At 73.9% G+C, this 17,084-nt stretch carries 13 protein-coding genes and 1 pseudogene; 11 read left to right on the top strand and 3 right to left on the bottom strand.

The features are described from left to right. Positions 1 to 128: 128 nt before the first annotated feature. From ACFWWQ_RS10535 to ACFWWQ_RS10500, 8 genes are all read left to right on the top strand, one after another. Positions 129 to 1,205, top strand: coding sequence for a methionine ABC transporter ATP-binding protein (locus ACFWWQ_RS10535; protein WP_384593302.1), 1,077 nt, complete (start codon positions 129 to 131; stop codon positions 1,203 to 1,205). After that, on the top strand, positions 1,202 to 1,951 hold the full coding sequence (locus tag ACFWWQ_RS10530) for a methionine ABC transporter permease (protein WP_384593299.1): 750 nt from the start codon (positions 1,202 to 1,204) through the stop codon (positions 1,949 to 1,951). Before ACFWWQ_RS10535 ends, ACFWWQ_RS10530 begins: the two co-directional genes overlap by 4 nt. Before the next feature lie 74 nt (positions 1,952 to 2,025). After that, positions 2,026 to 2,880: a MetQ/NlpA family ABC transporter substrate-binding protein gene (locus ACFWWQ_RS10525; protein ID WP_384593296.1), complete on the top strand. Its 855-nt coding sequence runs from the start codon at positions 2,026 to 2,028 to the stop codon at positions 2,878 to 2,880. A gap of 175 nt (positions 2,881 to 3,055) precedes the next feature. Continuing rightward, entirely contained in the window at positions 3,056 to 3,688 is a 633-nt protein-coding gene (locus ACFWWQ_RS10520) for a GNAT family N-acetyltransferase (protein WP_384593293.1), read from the top strand. A gap of 269 nt (positions 3,689 to 3,957) precedes the next feature. Beyond that, positions 3,958 to 5,184: a precorrin-6y C5,15-methyltransferase (decarboxylating) subunit CbiE gene (cbiE, locus tag ACFWWQ_RS10515; RefSeq protein WP_384593289.1), complete on the top strand. Its 1,227-nt coding sequence runs from the start codon at positions 3,958 to 3,960 to the stop codon at positions 5,182 to 5,184. Positions 5,185 to 5,433: 249 nt separating this feature from the next. After that, the gene (cobT, locus tag ACFWWQ_RS10510) at positions 5,434 to 9,714 is read left to right on the top strand and encodes a nicotinate-nucleotide--dimethylbenzimidazole phosphoribosyltransferase (protein WP_384593286.1); all 4,281 of its coding nucleotides are present in this window, start codon (positions 5,434 to 5,436) and stop codon (positions 9,712 to 9,714) included. Between the two features lie 339 nt (positions 9,715 to 10,053). After that, positions 10,054 to 11,280: a uroporphyrinogen-III C-methyltransferase gene (gene cobA / locus ACFWWQ_RS10505; RefSeq protein ID WP_384593283.1), complete on the top strand. Its 1,227-nt coding sequence runs from the start codon at positions 10,054 to 10,056 to the stop codon at positions 11,278 to 11,280. A gap of 52 nt (positions 11,281 to 11,332) precedes the next feature. Continuing rightward, on the top strand, positions 11,333 to 12,223 hold the full coding sequence (locus ACFWWQ_RS10500) for a TrmH family RNA methyltransferase (protein ID WP_384593281.1): 891 nt from the start codon (positions 11,333 to 11,335) through the stop codon (positions 12,221 to 12,223). A gap of 129 nt (positions 12,224 to 12,352) precedes the next feature. Here ACFWWQ_RS10500 and ACFWWQ_RS10495 read toward each other — a convergent pair. Next, a pseudogene (locus tag ACFWWQ_RS10495) lies at positions 12,353 to 12,757 on the bottom strand (NDP-hexose 2,3-dehydratase family protein); the annotation flags it as partial. Positions 12,758 to 12,884: 127 nt separating this feature from the next. On the opposite strand from ACFWWQ_RS10495, the gene soxR reads away from it, so the two are divergent. Beyond that, a complete protein-coding gene (gene soxR, locus ACFWWQ_RS10490) occupies positions 12,885 to 13,337 on the top strand; it encodes a redox-sensitive transcriptional activator SoxR (protein WP_384593277.1) in 453 nt (150 codons plus the stop codon). Positions 13,338 to 13,431: 94 nt separating this feature from the next. On the opposite strand, the gene ACFWWQ_RS10485 is transcribed toward soxR, so the two are convergent. Continuing rightward, the gene (locus ACFWWQ_RS10485) at positions 13,432 to 14,016 is read right to left on the bottom strand and encodes an NADPH-dependent FMN reductase (protein ID WP_384593275.1); all 585 of its coding nucleotides are present in this window, start codon (positions 14,014 to 14,016) and stop codon (positions 13,432 to 13,434) included. 269 nt (positions 14,017 to 14,285) lie between these two features. Between ACFWWQ_RS10485 and ACFWWQ_RS10480 the strand changes: the two genes are divergently transcribed. Further along, positions 14,286 to 14,492: a hypothetical protein gene (locus tag ACFWWQ_RS10480; protein WP_384593272.1), complete on the top strand. Its 207-nt coding sequence runs from the start codon at positions 14,286 to 14,288 to the stop codon at positions 14,490 to 14,492. Between the two features lie 144 nt (positions 14,493 to 14,636). Here ACFWWQ_RS10480 and ACFWWQ_RS10475 read toward each other — a convergent pair whose 3' ends face one another. Further along, on the bottom strand, positions 14,637 to 16,028 hold the full coding sequence (locus tag ACFWWQ_RS10475; RefSeq protein ID WP_384593269.1) for a protein kinase: 1,392 nt from the start codon (positions 16,026 to 16,028) through the stop codon (positions 14,637 to 14,639). Between the two features lie 661 nt (positions 16,029 to 16,689). Here ACFWWQ_RS10475 and ACFWWQ_RS10470 point away from each other — a divergent pair. Next, positions 16,690 to 16,899, top strand: coding sequence for a hypothetical protein (locus ACFWWQ_RS10470; RefSeq protein WP_384593266.1), 210 nt, complete (start codon positions 16,690 to 16,692; stop codon positions 16,897 to 16,899). Positions 16,900 to 17,084: the final 185 nt, after the last annotated feature.

Here is a 17,084-nt window from a genome sequence, read left to right as displayed (position 1 = left end):
ACCCCGCGTCACCGGAACCCGAAGCCCGCTCTTCGGCGTCTTTCAGGTCCCCGGTTTCCCATGCCGCGAAAGAATGCCCCGTGTCCGGCGGGCGAGCCGCCGGGCACTCGACAGTGACGGAATTCCCTGTGATCACCACAACGGGCCTGACCAAGGTCTACCGCTCAGGAGACCGCGAAGTCACCGCGCTGGACGGCGTCGACCTGCACGTCCGCGAGGGTGAGGTCTACGGCGTCCTCGGCCAGAGCGGCGCCGGCAAGTCCACCCTGATCCGCTGCCTCAACCTCCTGGAGCGCCCCACCTCCGGCACGGTCACCGTCGCCGGGGCCGATCTGACCGCGCTGGCCGGACGCAAGGAGCGGGCCAACGCCGCACTGCGCGCCGCCCGCAGCCACATCGGGATGGTCTTCCAGCACTTCAACCTGCTGTCCTCGCGCACCGTCCAGGACAACGTCGAACTGCCGCTGGAAATCCTCAAGGTCGACCGCCGCGAACGTGCCCGCAAGGCGCTCGAACTCCTCGACCTGGTGGGCCTCGCCGACAAGGCCAAGGCGTATCCGGCGCAGCTCTCCGGCGGCCAGAAGCAGCGCGTCGGCATCGCCCGCGCCCTCGCCGGTGACCCCAAGGTGCTCCTCTCCGACGAGGCCACCAGCGCCCTCGACCCGGAGACCACCCGCTCCATCCTCCAGCTGCTGCGCGACCTCAACCAGCAGCTCGGCCTGACCATCGTCCTCATCACCCACGAGATGGACGTCGTCAAGACGATCTGCGACTCCGCCGCACTGATGAAGGGCGGCCGCATCATCGAGTCCGGCACCGTCTCCGAACGCCTCGCCACCCCCGGCTCCGAACTCGCCCGGGAACTCTTCCCCGTGGGCGGCGAGCCCTCCGGGGACGGTCGCACCGTCGTCGACATCACCTTCCACGGCGCCGCCGCCACCCGCCCGGTCATCTCCGAGCTGTCGCGCACCTACAACGTCGACATCTCCATCCTCGGCGCCGCGATGGACACCGTCGGCGGCAAGCAGATCGGCCGGATGCGGATCGAACTGCCGGGCCCCTTCGAGGAGAACGTCGTGCCCATCGGCTTCCTCCGCGAACAAGGACTCCAAGTCGATGTCGCCGAGGCCGCAGACGTCGCGGACGCCGCGCCCGCCGGAGCCACCGCGCCCGCCACCACGCTCCGGAAGGACGCTGCCAAGTGAGCTGGAACGACATGCAGCCGCTGCTGTACAACGCGTGCCTCGACACCTTCTTCATGGTGTGGTGGGCGACCGTCTGGGCGGTCATCGGCGGACTGCCGCTCGGTGTGCTGCTGGTCCTCACCGAGCGCGGCGGCCAGCTCCGCAACGCCGCCGTCAACAAAATCATCAGCGTCGTGGTGAACATCGGGCGGTCGCTGCCCTTCATCATCCTGATGATCGCCCTGATCCCGTTCACCCGCTTCGTGATCGGCACCTCCATCGGCCCCAGCGCCGCGGTCGTCCCGCTGGCCATCGGCGCCATCCCGTTCTTCGCCCGCCTGGTGGAGACCGCGGTACGCGAGGTGGACGGCGGCCTGATCGAGGCCGCCCAGTCGATGGGCGGCGGCACCTGGACCATCGTCTTCAAGGTCCTGCTGCCGCAGGCGATGCCCTCGCTCGTGGCCGGTCTGACCAACACCGTCATCACCGTCATCAGCTACTCCGCGATGGCCGGCGCCCTCGGCGCGGGCGGTCTGGGCAGCGCGGCCATCACCTACGGCCAGCAGCGCTTCGACACCCGCTTCATGATCGTCACGGTGGTCCTGATCATCGTGATCGTCACCGCCGTCCAGCTCATCGGCGACCTCGCGGTACGCGCCCTCTCCCGCCGCTCCTCGCGCGCCGACGCCCCCCGCGGTCTGCTGCGCCTGCCCCGCCCGCGCAAGGCGAGCGAGCAGATCCAGCGGGACAACGCCCAGCTTCTGTGAATCCCAGTCCGGACCCTTTGCCGGACGGTCGAAGTCCCGCGCGTTGCGCGGGACCCATGAGAAAGGCACTCTTCGTGCGTAACGTCATCAAGATCACCGGGGCGGTCGCGGCCGCCGCCGCCCTCACCCTCGGTCTCAGCGCCTGCAGCGCCCCCTCCGACCCAGAGGCCACCAAGAAGAACGACGCGAACGCGCCGCTCACCGTCGGTGCCACCTCCGTCCCCCAGGCCCAGATCCTTGACTTCGTCAAGAAGAACCTGGCGTCGAAGGAAGGGCTGAAGCTCAACGTCCGTACCTTCGAGGACTACACGCTCGTCGACCCCGCCACCGAGAACGGGGAGCTGGACGCCAACTACTTCCAGCACAAGGAATATCTCGACGAGTACAACAAGAAGGAGAACGGCCACCTCGTCCCGGTGGTCAACGTCCACCTGGAGCCGATGGGCCTCTACTCCAAGAAGCACACCAAGCTCTCCGAGCTGGGCTCCGGCAGCGTCATCGGCGTCCCCAACGACCCCAGCAACCAGGGCCGCGCCCTCAAGCTGCTCGCGTCCAAGGGCCTGATCACCCTCAAGGACGCCAAGGCCGACAACCCCGGCCTCAACGACATCAAGGACACCAAGGGCATCACGTTCCAGGAGGCCAAGGCCGAGACGCTGCCCTCCTCCCTCCCGGACTACGACGCCGCGGCGATCAACGGCAACTACGCCATCCCCGCCAAGCTCAAGCCGTCCAAGGACGCCCTCGCCATCGAGCCGGTCCAGGGCAACCCGTACGCCAACTTCCTCGCCGTCAAGAAGGGCAACGAGGACGACCCGCGCGTCAAGAAGCTCGCCGAGCTCCTCAACACCGACGCGGTGAAGAAGTACATCGAGAAGACCTACACCGACGGCTCCGCGCTGCCCTCCTTCGGCAAGCCCAAGAGCTGACCGCACCCGGTGCCGCCGACGGCCCGTGCGCAGCCCCGCGCTGCGCACGGGCCGTCGTGCTTGGCGCATCCCCGCCGGGATGCTGCATGCTGGTGCACTCACGATGGTCGACAAGTGATCGAAAACGACCCGTAACTCCCCGGAGCCCTACGGTCGACAGCGTTGGAGCAGCGGCATGAACCCCACCTTTCCGGATATCTCCATCAGCACGGACCGGTTGGTGCTGCGCCCGTTGGACGAGGACGACATTCCCGCCCTCACCGAGATGATGAACGACGAGCTGGTCGCCGCCTGGACCGCGATACCGCAGCCCTACACCGAGGACGGCGCCCGCAACTGGGTCACCCGGTACGCACCCGGCGAACGCACCGCCGGACGCGGTATCGATCTCGCCGTCACCGAGTTCCTCACCCAGCGCCTGGTCGGCGTCGTCCAGCTCGGCAACACCAACTGGCGGGTGCGCTCCTCCGAGGTCTCCTACGTCATCGCCCCCTGGGCCCGCGGCGAGGGCTACGCCTCCGAGGCCACTCTCGCCGTCGCCCGCTGGCTCTTCGGGGACCAGAAGTTCGAGCGCCTGGAGCTGCGCACCGCGGCCGGGAACACCGCCTCCCAGCAGGTCGCCCAGAAGATCGGCTGCATCAGTGAGGGCGTGCTGCGCAACGCCTTCCTCGCCCGCTCCCGCACCGAGGACGGCGGCTGGGCGGACATCCGCACCGACCTCATCGTCTGGAGCCTGCTGCCCGAGGACCTGGACGTGCCCGGCCGGCGGGTCGACGCCAACGGCTTCGTCTACCCGGGGTGGAATTGACGGACCGGAGGACCGACGGACCGGGGGACTGGCGGACCGGGGGACTGACGCACTGACGCACTGACGCACTGACGCACTGACGGGCACCCGGGGCCGTTCCGGTCGCCCCTCGGCCCCGGTGCGGCCGGGCGCGGACCGCGGCCGCGCGGCGCGCGCCCGTCGTGCCCGGTCCGTGGTCCGGGCCCGTCAGGAGTAGTCTCGCGGTGCCGCGCCCGCACCGACCTGCGACGCGGCCCCGCCCCTCACCCGCGACAGGAGACTGACGAAGCATGGCCGACCGGGTCACGGTCATCGGATGGGACGGCTCGCCGCTCACCGCCGCCGCCCGCTCCGCGCTGGGCGCCGCGACCCTGGTGGCCGGCGCAGCGCACCATCTCGCCCTCCCCGAGGTACCGCCCGCCGCCGAACGCATCCGCCTCGGCAGCGTTGCGCTCGCCGCCCGCCGCATCGCCCAGCACCGTGGCACCGCCGTCGTCCTCGCCGACGGCGACCCCGGCTTCTTCGGCGTCGTCCGCACCCTGCGCGCGCCCCTGTACGGCCTGGAGGTCGAGGTCGTCCCGGCCGTCTCCTCCGTCGCCGCGGCGTTCGCCCGCGCCGGGATGCCCTGGGATGACGCCCAGATCGTCGTCGCCCACGGCCGCGATCTGCGCCGCGCCGTCAACGTCTGCCGTGCCCACCCCAAGGTCGCGGTCCTCACGGCCCCCGGCGCGGGCCCCGCCGAACTCGCCCTGCTGCTGCGCGGCGTGCACCGTACGTTCGTCATCTGCGAGGCGCTGGGCACCGACCGCGAACGGGTCACCGTCCTCACCTCCGACAAGGCCGCCGACCACGACTGGCGCGACCCCAACGTCGTCATCGTCGTCGGCGCCGCCGGGCGCGCCGACGACGCCGGGGAGCGCGCCAGCGGCTGGATCGCCGGCCACGACGTCGGCCAGCCGGGCGGCCCGCGCGGCTGGGGGCTGCCGCCCGGCGCGTACGGCGGGGTGTTCGGCGAGGGCGAGGCGGTGCAGCTGCGCACCGCCCAACTCGCCCGGCTCGGGCCCCGCCTGGGCGATCTGGTGTGGGACATCGGCTCCGGCAGCGGCGCCGCCGCGGTGGAGGCGGCCCGCTTCGGCGCTGCCGTCATCGCCGTCGACGCCGACCCGGACGCCTGCGGCCGCACCGCCGCCGTCGCCCGCCGCCACGGCGTCCAGCTCCAGGTCGTGCACGGCCGCGCCCCGCAGATCCTGGAGGACCTGCCGGAGCCGGACGTGATCCGCGTCGGCGGCGGGGGAGTGGCGGTCATCGCCGCCTGCGCGGCCCGCCGCCCGGAGCGGATCGTCACCCATGCCTCGACCCGCGACGAGGCCGAAGCGCTCGGCCGCGCTCTGGCCGACGGCGGTTACGAGGTCGAGTGCGCACTGCTCCAATCGGTCGATCTGGACACGTCGGCCTGGGTCGAGCGGGAGCGCTCCGTCGTGTTCCTGCTGGGCGGATATCGCGTTCCTCACCCGTGACCAGGACCGTCGTCGACGCGGGGTAGGCTGGCGGATCGTTGCGCCGCCGTTCCGCGTTCGGCTTCGTACGTCAATATCCGGTAAACGTCATGGTTTTGGCTGGATGCCCGGATAACCGGCTACGACGCTCGGAGGGCGGATGTGCCGCGAGGGTGCACGCTCGTTCCGTCACCGGGCGGAGGGCGCGCCCTCGGCCACGCGCGCACACGAGCGGTGGTAAGGAGCACTATCAATGGGCGAGGGGTACGCATGACCGACACCGGCCAGGTCCCGGGCGAGGGACAGCCGGAGCACGCAGGCGGGCAGGCCGGGCAGCCGGCCACCGCCTCCCCTGCCGCACCCGGAGCTGCCGAACAGCCGGGCACCGCGCAGGCGGACGCGTACGGCCACCCCGAGCCGTCCGGTGTCGTGGTCGATGACGACGATCTGCTGCTGATGCCGGCCGCCCAGGGCGCCTGGACCGAGCAGCCGGACCGCAGGGCCCGCCCGGCCGCCCCCGCCCCGCAGGACCGGCCCGCGCCCGCCCGGCGCCCGCTGCACATGGGCCCGCCCGTGCCGGACGCCACCGGCGGCGTGGTCCGCTCCCTGGCCGACCGCGGTCCGGCGACCACGCCCCAGCCGATGCCGGTACGGCAGCCGGGGCCGCCCACCGACGGTCCCGAATACCTTGATGTTCCGGCGGCGGATGTTCCCGCAACAGATGTTCCGCAGGCCGGGGGCGGGCCGCAGGCGCCGGGCGAGATGCCCGCACCGCAGGCGCCTGCTGCCGAGACCGGCTCGCAGGTGCCCGGTGCGGAGGCCGGTCCGCAGGCGCAGGACCCGGCCGCGCCCGCCGCCCCGGCCGCGCCCGTCGCCCCGGTTGCGTACGGCGCGCCTGGTGCCGCGCAGCTGCCCGGTCCTCAGCTCGGTGAGATCCCGCCGCAGGTGATGCCGTGGGGTGAGGCGTCCGCGCAGGCGGCTGCCGTTCCGGTGGCGCCGGTGGCCGAGCCGCAGCAGCCGGGCGCCGCCCCGGCCCCGCAGCCCCCGGCCGGGCCGCTTTCTGCCGAGGCTGTGCAGGCTGCGGCCCAGAACCCGGACGACGTCCCCGCGGCCCGGAACCCGGACGATGTCCCCGCCGCGCAGGCCCCGGAGGCCGTTCCGGCCGAGGTGCACCCGGAGGCGTCCGGTCAGGCCGTGGAGGCTGTCGCCGAGGCGGAGGGTTCCGTGCCGCAGCAGGCCGCCGGGCCCGAGGGCGTGGCCCGGGCGGACGCCTCGGCCGATGCCGTTGCCCCGCAGGACGCCGCTGCTCCTGAGGCTGCCGCTGCCGAGAACGCCGCCGAGGCCGTCGACGCCGCGGTGGCGCAGCCGGAGGCGGATGCGGCCACCCCCGAGGCGGAGCAGCAGGCCGCCGAGGTGGACGAGGCGAGCGCCGCCGATGCGCCTGGCGTGGACGTCCCGAACGCGGCTGCCCCCGCCGTCGACGTTCCGCAGGCCGACGCACCGACCGGTGCCGAGGCTCCCGGTGCCGATGGTGCGGACGGGGCCGTTCCGGTCGTCGCCGCGCAGGGGTCCGCCGGGCAGCCTGCCGCGCCGGAGGGCTCGGAGGAGGCTCCCGAGGCGGCTGCGGACGAGCCCGCCGAGGCCCGCGCTGCCGAGGCCGGAGACGTCGTGACCGAGGAAGGCGTGGCCCAGCCCGCCGAGGCGGGCGCGGAGCAGCCCGAAGCGCAGCCGCAGCCCCGGCCCGTCGCCGTACAGTCCGAGGCGCAGTCGCAGCCCGCGGCCGGGCAGGCCCCCGTTGCCGAGGTTGCCGAGACCGCCGAGGGTGTGGCGCCCGCACAGCCCGCGCCCGCCGCCGGTGCCGAGGCTGCCGCTCAGGCCACCGCTCAGGCTGCCGCTCCCGAAGCTGACGCCGAGGCAGCCGCCCAGGTTCCCGTTCCCGACGCGGACGCCCAGGCCAGCCCCGCCCCCGAAGCCGGGGCCCAGGCCCCCGAATCCGAGGTCCAGGCTCAGGCGGCCGAGGCCGCCGCCGCGCAGGTCACCCCCGTCGCCGACGCGGCAGCAGCGGACCCGGCCGCCGCCCAGCAGCCGTCCGACGTCCCCGCCGCCGAGCCGCACCCCGAGGCCGCCGCGCCCCAGGCCGGCGCGCAGGCCGAGCCCCCTGCGGAGCAGCCCGGCCACGACCAGGCGGCCCAGGAGCAGCCCCAGCAGCAGGCGCCCCAGCAGCCGTCGGCACCGGCCGACGACTCCGCGCCGGCCCCCGCCCCGCAGCCGAACGGCCCGGACACCGCCGAGCGGACGCAGCCCACCGAGCCCCCGGCCGACGCCGAGCCCGCTGCCGTCCCGCAGGCCGCCCCCGAGGCAACCGCCCCGCAGGCCGAACCCGCCGCCGAGGCGCCCGCCGCCCCGCAGGCCGCCCCCACGGTCGTGCCCGGCGGCCCGGTCCCCGCCCCGCTGCCCGCCACCGCCACCCCGGCCGCCGGTACCCCCATCGCGGGCTGGCCGCAGACCGTGCCCCCGGCCGCCCCCGAAACCGTCCCGCACCCGCAGGACGGCACCGGGCCCGGCGCCTCCGAAGCGCCCCAGGGCGTCCCGCAGGGCCAAGCCCACCCGGAGGCGGCCCCGGTCACTCCGGAACAGCCGCAGCCCGCCGAGGCCACCGACGCAACCGCACCGGCCGACGCCGTCACCGAAGGCCCGGCGCACCCGGAGCCCGCTTCCCCCGAAGCGCCCGCCGCCGAGGCCACCGCGCCCGCCGAACCGGACGGAGCCACCCCCGCCATCGAGCAGACCGAGAACACCCCCGTGGCCCCCACCCATCCCCCGGCCGCCGGTTACGACGATTCCGAACGCGCCGCCGTCCACCGCGTCATGCGCGAACGCCGCGACATCCGTAACGGCTTCCGCCCCGACCCGATCCCCAACGATCTGCTGCTGCGCGTCCTGGAAGCGGCGCACACCGCGCCCAGCGTCGGGCACTCGCAGCCGTGGGACTTCGTCGTGATCCGCTCCGGAGAGACCCGCGAGCGGATGCACCAGCTCGCCACCGGCCAGCGGAAGGCGTACGCCGCATCGCTGCCCAAGGGCCGGGCCAAGCAGTTCCGTGAGCTGAAGATCGAGGCCATCCTCGACACGCCGGTGAACATCGTCGTCACCGCCGACCCCACCCGCGGCGGCCGTCACACCCTCGGCCGTCACACCCAGCCGCAGATGGCGCCGTACTCCGCCGCGCTCGCCGTCGAGAACCTCTGGCTCGCCGCCCGCGCCGAGGGCCTCGGCGTCGGCTGGGTCAGCTTCTTCGACGAGCGGCAGATGGTCACCGAACTCGGCCTGCCCGAGCACCTGGAGGTCGTCGCCTACCTCTGCATCGGCTATGTCGACGAGTTCCCCGAGGAGCCGGAGCTGATGCAGGCCGGATGGGCCGAGCGGCGCCCGCTGTCCTGGGTCGTCCACGAGGAGACCTACGGCCGCCGTGCCCTGCCCGGCGAGGACCCGCACGACCTGCTCCGGGAGACCCTGCACGGCATCCGCCCGCTCGACGCCAAGGCACTCGGCGAGGCGTGGGAGCGGCAGAAGCGGATGACGAAGCCCGCCGGGGCGCTGGGCATGCTGGAGATCATCTCCGCGCAGCTGTGCGGCCTCTCCCGCAAGTGCCCGCCGCCGATCCCCGAGCCCGCCGCCGTCGCGATCTTCGCGGGCGACCACGGCGTGCACGCCCAGGGCGTGACCCCCTGGCCCCAGGAGGTCACCGGCCAGATGGTCGCCAACTTCCTGAGCGGCGGCGCGGTCTGCAACGCCTTCGCCACCCAGGTCGGCGCCGAGGTCTGCGTCGTCGACGTCGGTGTCGCCGTCGAACTCCCCGCCGCACCGGGCCTGCTGCCCCGTAAGGTCCGCGCCGGTACGGACGACTTCACGGCCGGGCCCGCCATGTCCCAGGAGGACGTGCTCAAGGCGATCGAGGCGGGTATCGAGACCGCCCGGGACCTCGTCGCGGCCGGTAACAAGGCGCTGCTCACCGGCGAGATGGGCATCGCCAACACCACCGCGTCGGCCGCCCTCGTCAGCGTTTACACCGGCGCCGACCCCGCCGAGATCACCGGCCGGGGCACCGGCATCAACGACGAGACGCACGCCCGCAAGGTCGACGTGGTGCGCCGCGCCCTGGAGCTGCACCGCCCCGACCCGGCAGACCCCATCGGTGTCCTCGCCGCGGTCGGCGGTCTGGAGCACGCCGCCCTCGTCGGCCTGATCCTCGGCGGCGCGTCCCTGCGGACGCCGGTGATCCTGGACGGCGTCAGCGCCGGAGCCGCCGCCCTCGTCGCCCGCGCCATCGCCCCCGAGGCGCTGGCCGCCTGCATCGCCGGGCACCGCAGCGCCGAACCGGGCCATGTCGCCGCCCTGACCAAGCTCGGCCTGCGTCCGCTGGTCGACCTCGATCTGCGGCTCGGCGAGGGCACCGGCGCCCTGCTCGCCCTGCCGCTGGTGCAGAGCGCCGCCCGCGCCATGAACGAGGTCGCCACCTTCGACACCGCGGGCGTGACCGAGAAGGACTGACCCGGGCCACCCGCCCACGGGCCCGGCGCCCCGCCTGCCGGCGGGACGCCGGGCCCGAGCCTTCAGGAACCCTTCCTGTTCTCTCGGGGGGCGGCCGCGGTGTCCCGCAAGGCCACTCCTCGGACCGGGGGCCGGCCCCCGGTGGCACCGCCGCGAGACGTCGCACCGTGCGTCACAGGCCCCCGAAGACCGGCACCACCTCCCCTATAGGCTGGGAGCCGGGCCGCCACCCGCGCCGGGGCCGGACCCGGCGGCGTCCCAGAGATGCCTCCCAGCCGTTCCACCGCCGCAGCGGCTGCGTCCTCCGGAGCCGCCCCACCCGCACAAGGAGCCGCACCCATGGCCGAGCACGCCGCCGAACACGCCGCCTACCCCGTCGGCCTGCGCCTGTCGGGCCGCCGCGTCGTCGTCCTCGGCGCCGGTCAGGTCGCCCAGCGCCGGCTCCCCGCCCTCCTCGCCGCCGGGGCCGACGTCCTGCTCGTCTCCCCGTCCGCCACCCCCTCCGTCGAGGCGATGGCCGACACCGGCGAACTCCGCTGGGAGCGCCGCCGCTACCGCCCCGGCGACCTCGCGGGCGCCTGGTACGCGCTGATCTCCACCGACGACGCCGAAGCCAACGCCGCCGCCTCCCAGGAGGCCGAGGAGCGCCGCGTCTGGGCCGTCCGCTCCGACGACGCCGAGGCAGCCACCGCCTGGACGCCGGCCACCGGCCACAGCGAAGGCGTCACCGTCGCCGTCCTCACCGGCCGCGACCCCCGCCGCTCCGCCGCCGTCCGCGACGCCGTCGTCGAGGGCCTGCGCGACGGCTCCCTCGCCGCGCCCCACCACCGCGCCCGCACCAAGGGCGTCGCCCTCGTCGGCGGCGGCCCGGGCGATCCGGACCTGATCACCGTGCGGGGCCGCCGCCTGCTCGCCGAGGCCGATGTGGTCATCGCCGACCGCCTCGGCCCCCGCGACCTCCTCGCCGAACTCCCCCCGCACGTCGAGATCATCGACGCGGCGAAGATCCCCTACGGCCGGTTCATGGCGCAGGAGGCCATCAACCAGGCCCTCATCGACCACGCCAGGGCCGGTAAGGCCGTGGTCCGGCTCAAGGGCGGCGATCCCTTCGTCTTCGGCCGCGGCATGGAGGAGGTCCAGGCGCTCGCCGAGGCCGGGATCCCCTGCACCGTCGTCCCCGGCATCTCCAGCACCATCTCGGTGCCCGGCGCCGCCGGTATCCCCGTCACCCACCGCGGCGTCGCCCACGAGTTCACCGTCGTCAGCGGCCATGTCGCCCCCGACGACGAGCGCTCCCTCGTCGACTGGGCGGCCCTCGCCCGGCTGCGCGGCACCCTCGTCGTCCTGATGGGCGTGGGCAACAGCGCCGCCATCGCCGCCACGCTCATGGCCCACGGCCGCTCCGGCGACACCCCCGCCGCGGTCGTCCAGGAGGGCACCACGGCCGCCCAGCGTCGCGTCGACGCCACCCTCGCCACCCTCGGCGAGACCGTCCGCGCCGAGGGCGTACGGCCCCCGGCGGTCCTCGTCATCGGTGACGTCGTCGCCGTCACCCCCGGAAAGTAGCCGTCCCGCACCCGGCATTGGCACCCCGACACCGACAAGGCACTATCTCCCCGTGGCAGAAATCATCACCGTCGACGACCCCGACGACCCCCGGCTGCGCGACTACACCGGCCTCACCGACGTCGAGCTCCGGCGCCGCCGGGAGCCCGCCGAGGGCCTGTTCATCGCCGAGGGCGAGAAGGTCATCCGCCGCGCCCGGCACGCCGGTTACGAGATGCGCTCGATGCTGCTCTCGGCCAAGTGGGTCGACGTCATGCGCGACGTCATCGACGAGGTCCCGGCGCCGGTCTACGCGGTCACCCCCGACCTCGCCGAGCGGGTCACCGGCTACCACGTCCACCGCGGTGCCCTCGCCTCCATGCAGCGCACACCGCTCCCGGACCCCGCGTCGCTGCTCGCCACGGCCCGCCGCATCGCCGTCATGGAGACGGTCAACGACGACCACACCGGCATCGGCGCGACATCGCCTTCGGGTCCCCAGAAGAGTGCAGGTCAGCGCGTCGCCATCTTCGAGGACATCGTCGATCACGCGAACCTGGGTGCCGCCTTCCGCAACGCGGCGGCTCTGGGCGTGGACGCCGTCTTCCTCACCCCACGCTGTGCCGACCCTCTGTACCGGCGGGCGGTGAAGGTGTCGATGGGCGCTGTCTTCCACGTTCCCTGGACCCGGCTGACCTCTTGGCCGGAGGACATCGAGCTCTTCCGTCAGGACGGCTTCGTGACGGCTTCCTTGTGCCTCGACGAGAAGTCGATCACGATGGACGAACTCGCCGCCCGCCGGTACGAGAAGCTGGCGCTCATGCTCGGCACCGAAGGTGACGGCCTGTCGATCGAGGCTCTCCGCGCGGCCGACGAATGGGTCCGGATCCCGATGGCCGCCGGAGTGGATTCCCTCAACGTCGCCGCGGCCTCCGCAGTGGCCTTCTACGCGACGAGGCGCTAGCCACACCTACGTTGCCCCCGTCGGTGGAGGCGGCCCGGAACGTACGCACGCCGACGTCCGCCTTCAGGAGCGCAGCCGGTGAGGGTGAGCGTCCTCCGCTCGCCCTCACCGGCTCGTGGCCTTCCGTTGTCAGGCCCGTGTGCCGGTCGCGTTGAGGCAGGCGAGCAGGGTCCGGGCCTGGACGTTCACGTAGTGGTTGTGCCGGACCAGAGAGGTGAGCTGTCCCGGAGTGACCCAACGGAACCCGGCGGGCGGGACGAGGGGCGCCGTTGCCTCGTCGGCCTCGACGAGGAGATGGCGGCTCTCCGCGTTGCGGAACCGGCCGCCCTCCTCCGAGTGCACGGCCTCGTAGCTGATGCGCGAGGGGAAGGAGGCGTGCGCGTTCAGCACGTCGTCCAGGAACGGTGGCCGGTCCTCGGCGGGCAGATGCGCGTGGGCGGCGGGGGTGCACTGGACCGTGGGGCCGAGTTCCACGGTGTCGAGGAAGCCCCCTTCGACGCGCGCCTGGACCAGGACATGGGGTACGTCGCCGAACCGTGGCGCGGTTCGGCCAGCAGTGCGGACAGGGGGATACCCGCGCCGTCCAGCGTGATCCGGCGGACGTCCGGGTCCGCGGGGAGCGCCACCGGGCCAAGAGGACGACACCCCTTAAGGTGAGGGCATGTCGAACTCGGTGGCGCTGGCGAAGGAGTTGACGGTCGGAGAGGTGTCGGACCGTAGCGGTGTGCCTGCCTCCACGTTGCGCTACTACGACCGCGAGGGACTGATACACAGCCGCCGCACCAGCGGTAATCAGCGGCGCTACGCCCGCGACACACTCCGCCGTGTCGCCTTCATCCGCGCCTCGCAGCGCGTCGGGATCCCCCTCGCCGACATCCGGGAGGCCCTGTGCCTCCTCCCTGAGGGCCGCACCCCCACCGAGGAGGACTGGGTCCAGGTCTCCGAGCGGTGGCGCTCCGAACTCGCCCGCCGCATCGACCTGCTGCTGCGGCTGCAGAGCAAGCTCACCGACTGCATCGGCTGCGGCTGCCTCTCGCTGGAGAAGTGTGCCCTCGTGAACCCCTGTGACGTTCTCGGGGAAGTGGGGCCGGGCGCCGGAGGGCTCCAGTTCTAGGCCCTGTCTTCACGCCCCTGCCGGGAGGCATGCGGAGGTGTGAAGACAGGACCCAGGGGCGGCCGCACCTGTGCTGTGGGCCCGGCATCCCAGGTCAGCTGCTGTACGGCCGCTTCTCGCGGGCCTCGCGCAGGGCGAGGCCCCACCAGACGAGCTGGTCGAAGAGGGTCGCGGCGGCGGCGGTCGCGGCGGCCGGGTCCTTCAGCGCGCCGGTCTCGTCGAACTGCCCCCAGCAGTTGTGGAAGCTGACCACGTCCCGGACGGTCACCGCGTGCAACTCGGCGAAGACGGTGCGCAGTTGCTCCACCGAGCGCAGACCGCCGGCCAGACCGCCGTAGGAGACGAAGCCGACCGGCTTGGCGCCCCACTCCGTGCGGTGCCAGTCGATCAGGCTCTTGAGCGAGGCGGGGAAACTGTGGTTGTACTCCGGGGTCACCACGATGAAGACATCCGCGTCGGCCAGCCGCGGCGACACCTTCGACAGGGTCTGGACCACCTCCTCGCCGGGGTTGGCGGACAGCTCGTACGGCAGCGTGTGGTCGGCGAGGTCGATCAGATCGACCCGCAGGTCGTCGCGCTCCTTGGCGAGCGAGGTGATCCAGTTGGCGACGGTCGGGCCGAAACGGCCCTCCCGGACGCTGCTGTTGATCAGGGCAAGGCGCAGTGGCGTGGTGGACATGGGTCTCCTTGTGCGTGGGGGCAGGCCCCGTTTCGCGGAATGGTCAAACGATCAGACTTGAAGTGGGGTTCAAGTCAAGCCCGTTCCTCAGCCGGTGTGTCGCGCGGTGGGGCGCGTCTCGCTGCGCCAGCTGCGCGGACCCCGGTGTCCCAGAGCCCGCTCCAGGCGGCGCCTTCGGAGGTGGTCTGCGACAGCGGCCATGCCCCGCCTCCTGAGGACTGGCTGCTACTGGCCCTCCGCCGGCGCCCGGCGGTTTCGGGGAGGCAAGGGTGAGCGCCGCCGGCGGGGGGCGGCGCATGGTGCCGACCGAACTGGCCGCTCTGGCGTTGGGGGTCTCCCCGGCGACCATCCGCAAATGGGCGAGCCGGGGGAAGATCACCCGCTACGGCAGCCCGCAGCGCGCCGCGTACGACCTGGACGAGCTCTACGACCTGGCCGCCATGGCAGTGCGGGCCCGGCGTACGACCGGGCCCTGAACCGTGGACTCCCTCGACGTCCGCGCCGCCGCGGCCGTCGCCTTCACCGTCGTCACGACGGGCCGCCTCACCGCCTGAAAAACCGTCAGCCGTACGTCCGGAGCCTGACCCCGGGCGTACGGCTGTGGTTCGGCGGGGCGCGGCTCAGCTCTCCACGCCGCCGGCCGACCGGTCGGCATCGCCGCCGTCGGCGGACTGCCCCTGCGGTGCCTCCACGGCGCTGTGCCCGGCCGGTACGGACCGTTCACCGCCCAGCCCGCGGGTCGGTCCCTGGCAGCCTTGCGCCGTCGCGATCCCCAGCGCCACCAGCAGCGTCACCGTGACGAACACCAGGATCCGCTGCCGCATCAGCCGCCGGTCGGGCCCCGGCCGACGGCCGCCCGAGGTCGGACGCGGCGAGGTACGCGGCGTCTTACGGCCCCCACCGGGACGGGCGGCGGGAATCCGCCCCGCGGGCCGCCCACCGGTCTGCCGACGGCCCGCCGACGAGGCGGGCCCGGCGCCGCGTGCCCCCGCCTCACGTTGCGGGGCCCGGGGCGTGCCGCCGGCCGACGGGCGCGGCTCGGGCGTCCCGGCCGTGCCCCGCTCGGTGCGTTGACGCGCGTAGGCATCGGCGCGCCGCCCGGTGGGCCGCTCGCCGGGACGCCGGTCGGCCCGGGCGGGACCGGCCGCCGCACCGCCGAGCGCACCGTCCTGGGGGGCGCCCGACAGACCGTGCGCCTCACGGGCGGCGATCTCCTTCAGCCGCAGCGACAGCGACAGCGTGCTGGGCCGGTCCGCCGGATCCTTCGCCAGACAGGCCGCGAGCAGTGGCGCCAGCGCGTCCGGCACCCCGGCGAGCTGCGCCTCCTCGTGCACCACGCGGTAGAGCATCACCTCTGAACTGCCCTGCCCGAAGGGGGAGTCGGCGGTGCAGGCGTACGCGAGGGTGGCGCCCAGTGCGAAGATGTCCGTCGCCGGGGCCACCGCGGCGCCCCGCACCTGCTCGGGCGCGAGGAAACCGGGGGAGCCGACGGCGGTCCCGACATGCGTGAGGGTGCTGGCGCCGGTCGCCCAGGCGATGCCGAAGTCGATGATCCGCGGTCCTTTGGGGGACAGCAGGATGTTGGACGGCTTGAGATCGCGGTGGACCACTCCCGCGTCGTGGACGGCCAGCAGCCCCTCGGACAGCGCCGCCCCGATCGACGCGACCTGCGCGGGGTCGAGCGGCCCCTCCTCGTTCACCTTGTCGTGCAGCGACGGGCCCGGTACGTACTGGGTGGCGAACCACGGGCGGTCCGCGTCGAGATCGGCGGCGACCAGCCGCGCCGTGCAGCCGCCGCGGATCCGCCGGGCAGCCGACACCTCCCGCGCGAACCGCGAACGGAACTCCTGGTCCTCCGCGAGATCCGGGCGGATCACCTTCAGCGCCACCCGCTGCCCGCGCTTGTCCGAGCCGAGGTAGACGACGCCCATCCCGCCCGCACCGAGCCGCCGGTGCAGCCGGAACGTCCCGACGACACGCGGGTCCTCGCGCCGGAGCCGCATCATCGCCATGTCCGTCCCCTACCTGCGGTGGGCAAGACCCACTCCGCTGCCAACCGTCTGACGTGGCACAGCTTACGGATTGACGGCCCGGCGCGCTGAGAGGCCGCGCATGAGCCCGCAGCGGGCGTCGCGCGTGGCCGATAACGGGCCCTCATCCCGGGTCGTTTTCCGGCCAGCCGCCCGCCCTTGCCCGCTCCTGGGGTCCAATCCCCCTCCCCAGCAGGCATATTGACCCGCCACGACCCCTCCGCACGGTGGTCCGGGCGCATGGCCGCGAGTGGCGCCCTCACTGCCAAGTCGCGGTGGACCGGGCGGAACCGGGGCCGCACCCGGGCCCCGTCGGGCGGCACGCACCGCTCGGGGAGTGAGAGAAGTCACCCGTTGGGGCATCTGTCCGCACGCGACCGGGATGCACTCGGCTGCCCCGGCCCGGACAACTCGCCCGCCCCGCTGCCCCGGAGCGGCCTACGCCTCAGGGGTACCCCCGGGCCCGTTCTGCAACCAGCGGAGTATGCGCCCGGCCCGCCCTCCTCCTCCTGGAGGCCGTTCACCGGTACGACGGGCTGACGCCCGGCTCCGGCCGGATGCCTAGTGTGGAGCCCGAGCGGCGGGCGCCGTACTCGTCCCCCCGAGGTTCCACGCCCGCCGCCACCACACGACAGGAGCCGGGATGACGGACCCACGAGGGCGCACGGCGCTCCGGGCGCGGTGGCGCGAACGCGTCGTCCCGCCCGGCGTCCGCCGCCCTTCGGGCACCCGCCATCCACTGGTCGCGGTCGCCATGGCGCTGCCGCTCGCGGTCCTGCTCAGTGTGGTCTTCGGCGGCTGGGAAGCCGTCATGACTCAGGCGTCGTCCGTGGCCGTGCTGCTGGGGCGCTGAACGGCGCCCCGGTCCCGGGAGAGCGGCCCGGGACGGGGGAAGCGCGGCCCAGCCCCGTGGGGACGGGGGTGTCACGGACGGCACGAGTGGCCGGGCCGCGGGGGCGTATGCCCGGCCCCCCCGTTTTTGCGCACCACCGCCCCCACCACGCGAGCCCGGCCCCCAACACCCCCCCCCCCCACCCG

The sequence above is a fragment of the Streptomyces sp. NPDC059080 genome (assembly GCF_042739975.1).
GTDB classification, from domain to species: Bacteria; Actinomycetota; Actinomycetes; order Streptomycetales; family Streptomycetaceae; genus Streptomyces; species Streptomyces benahoarensis.
Note: the sequence above shows the minus strand (reverse complement) of the source record. Positions and strands in the feature narration are given on the sequence as shown.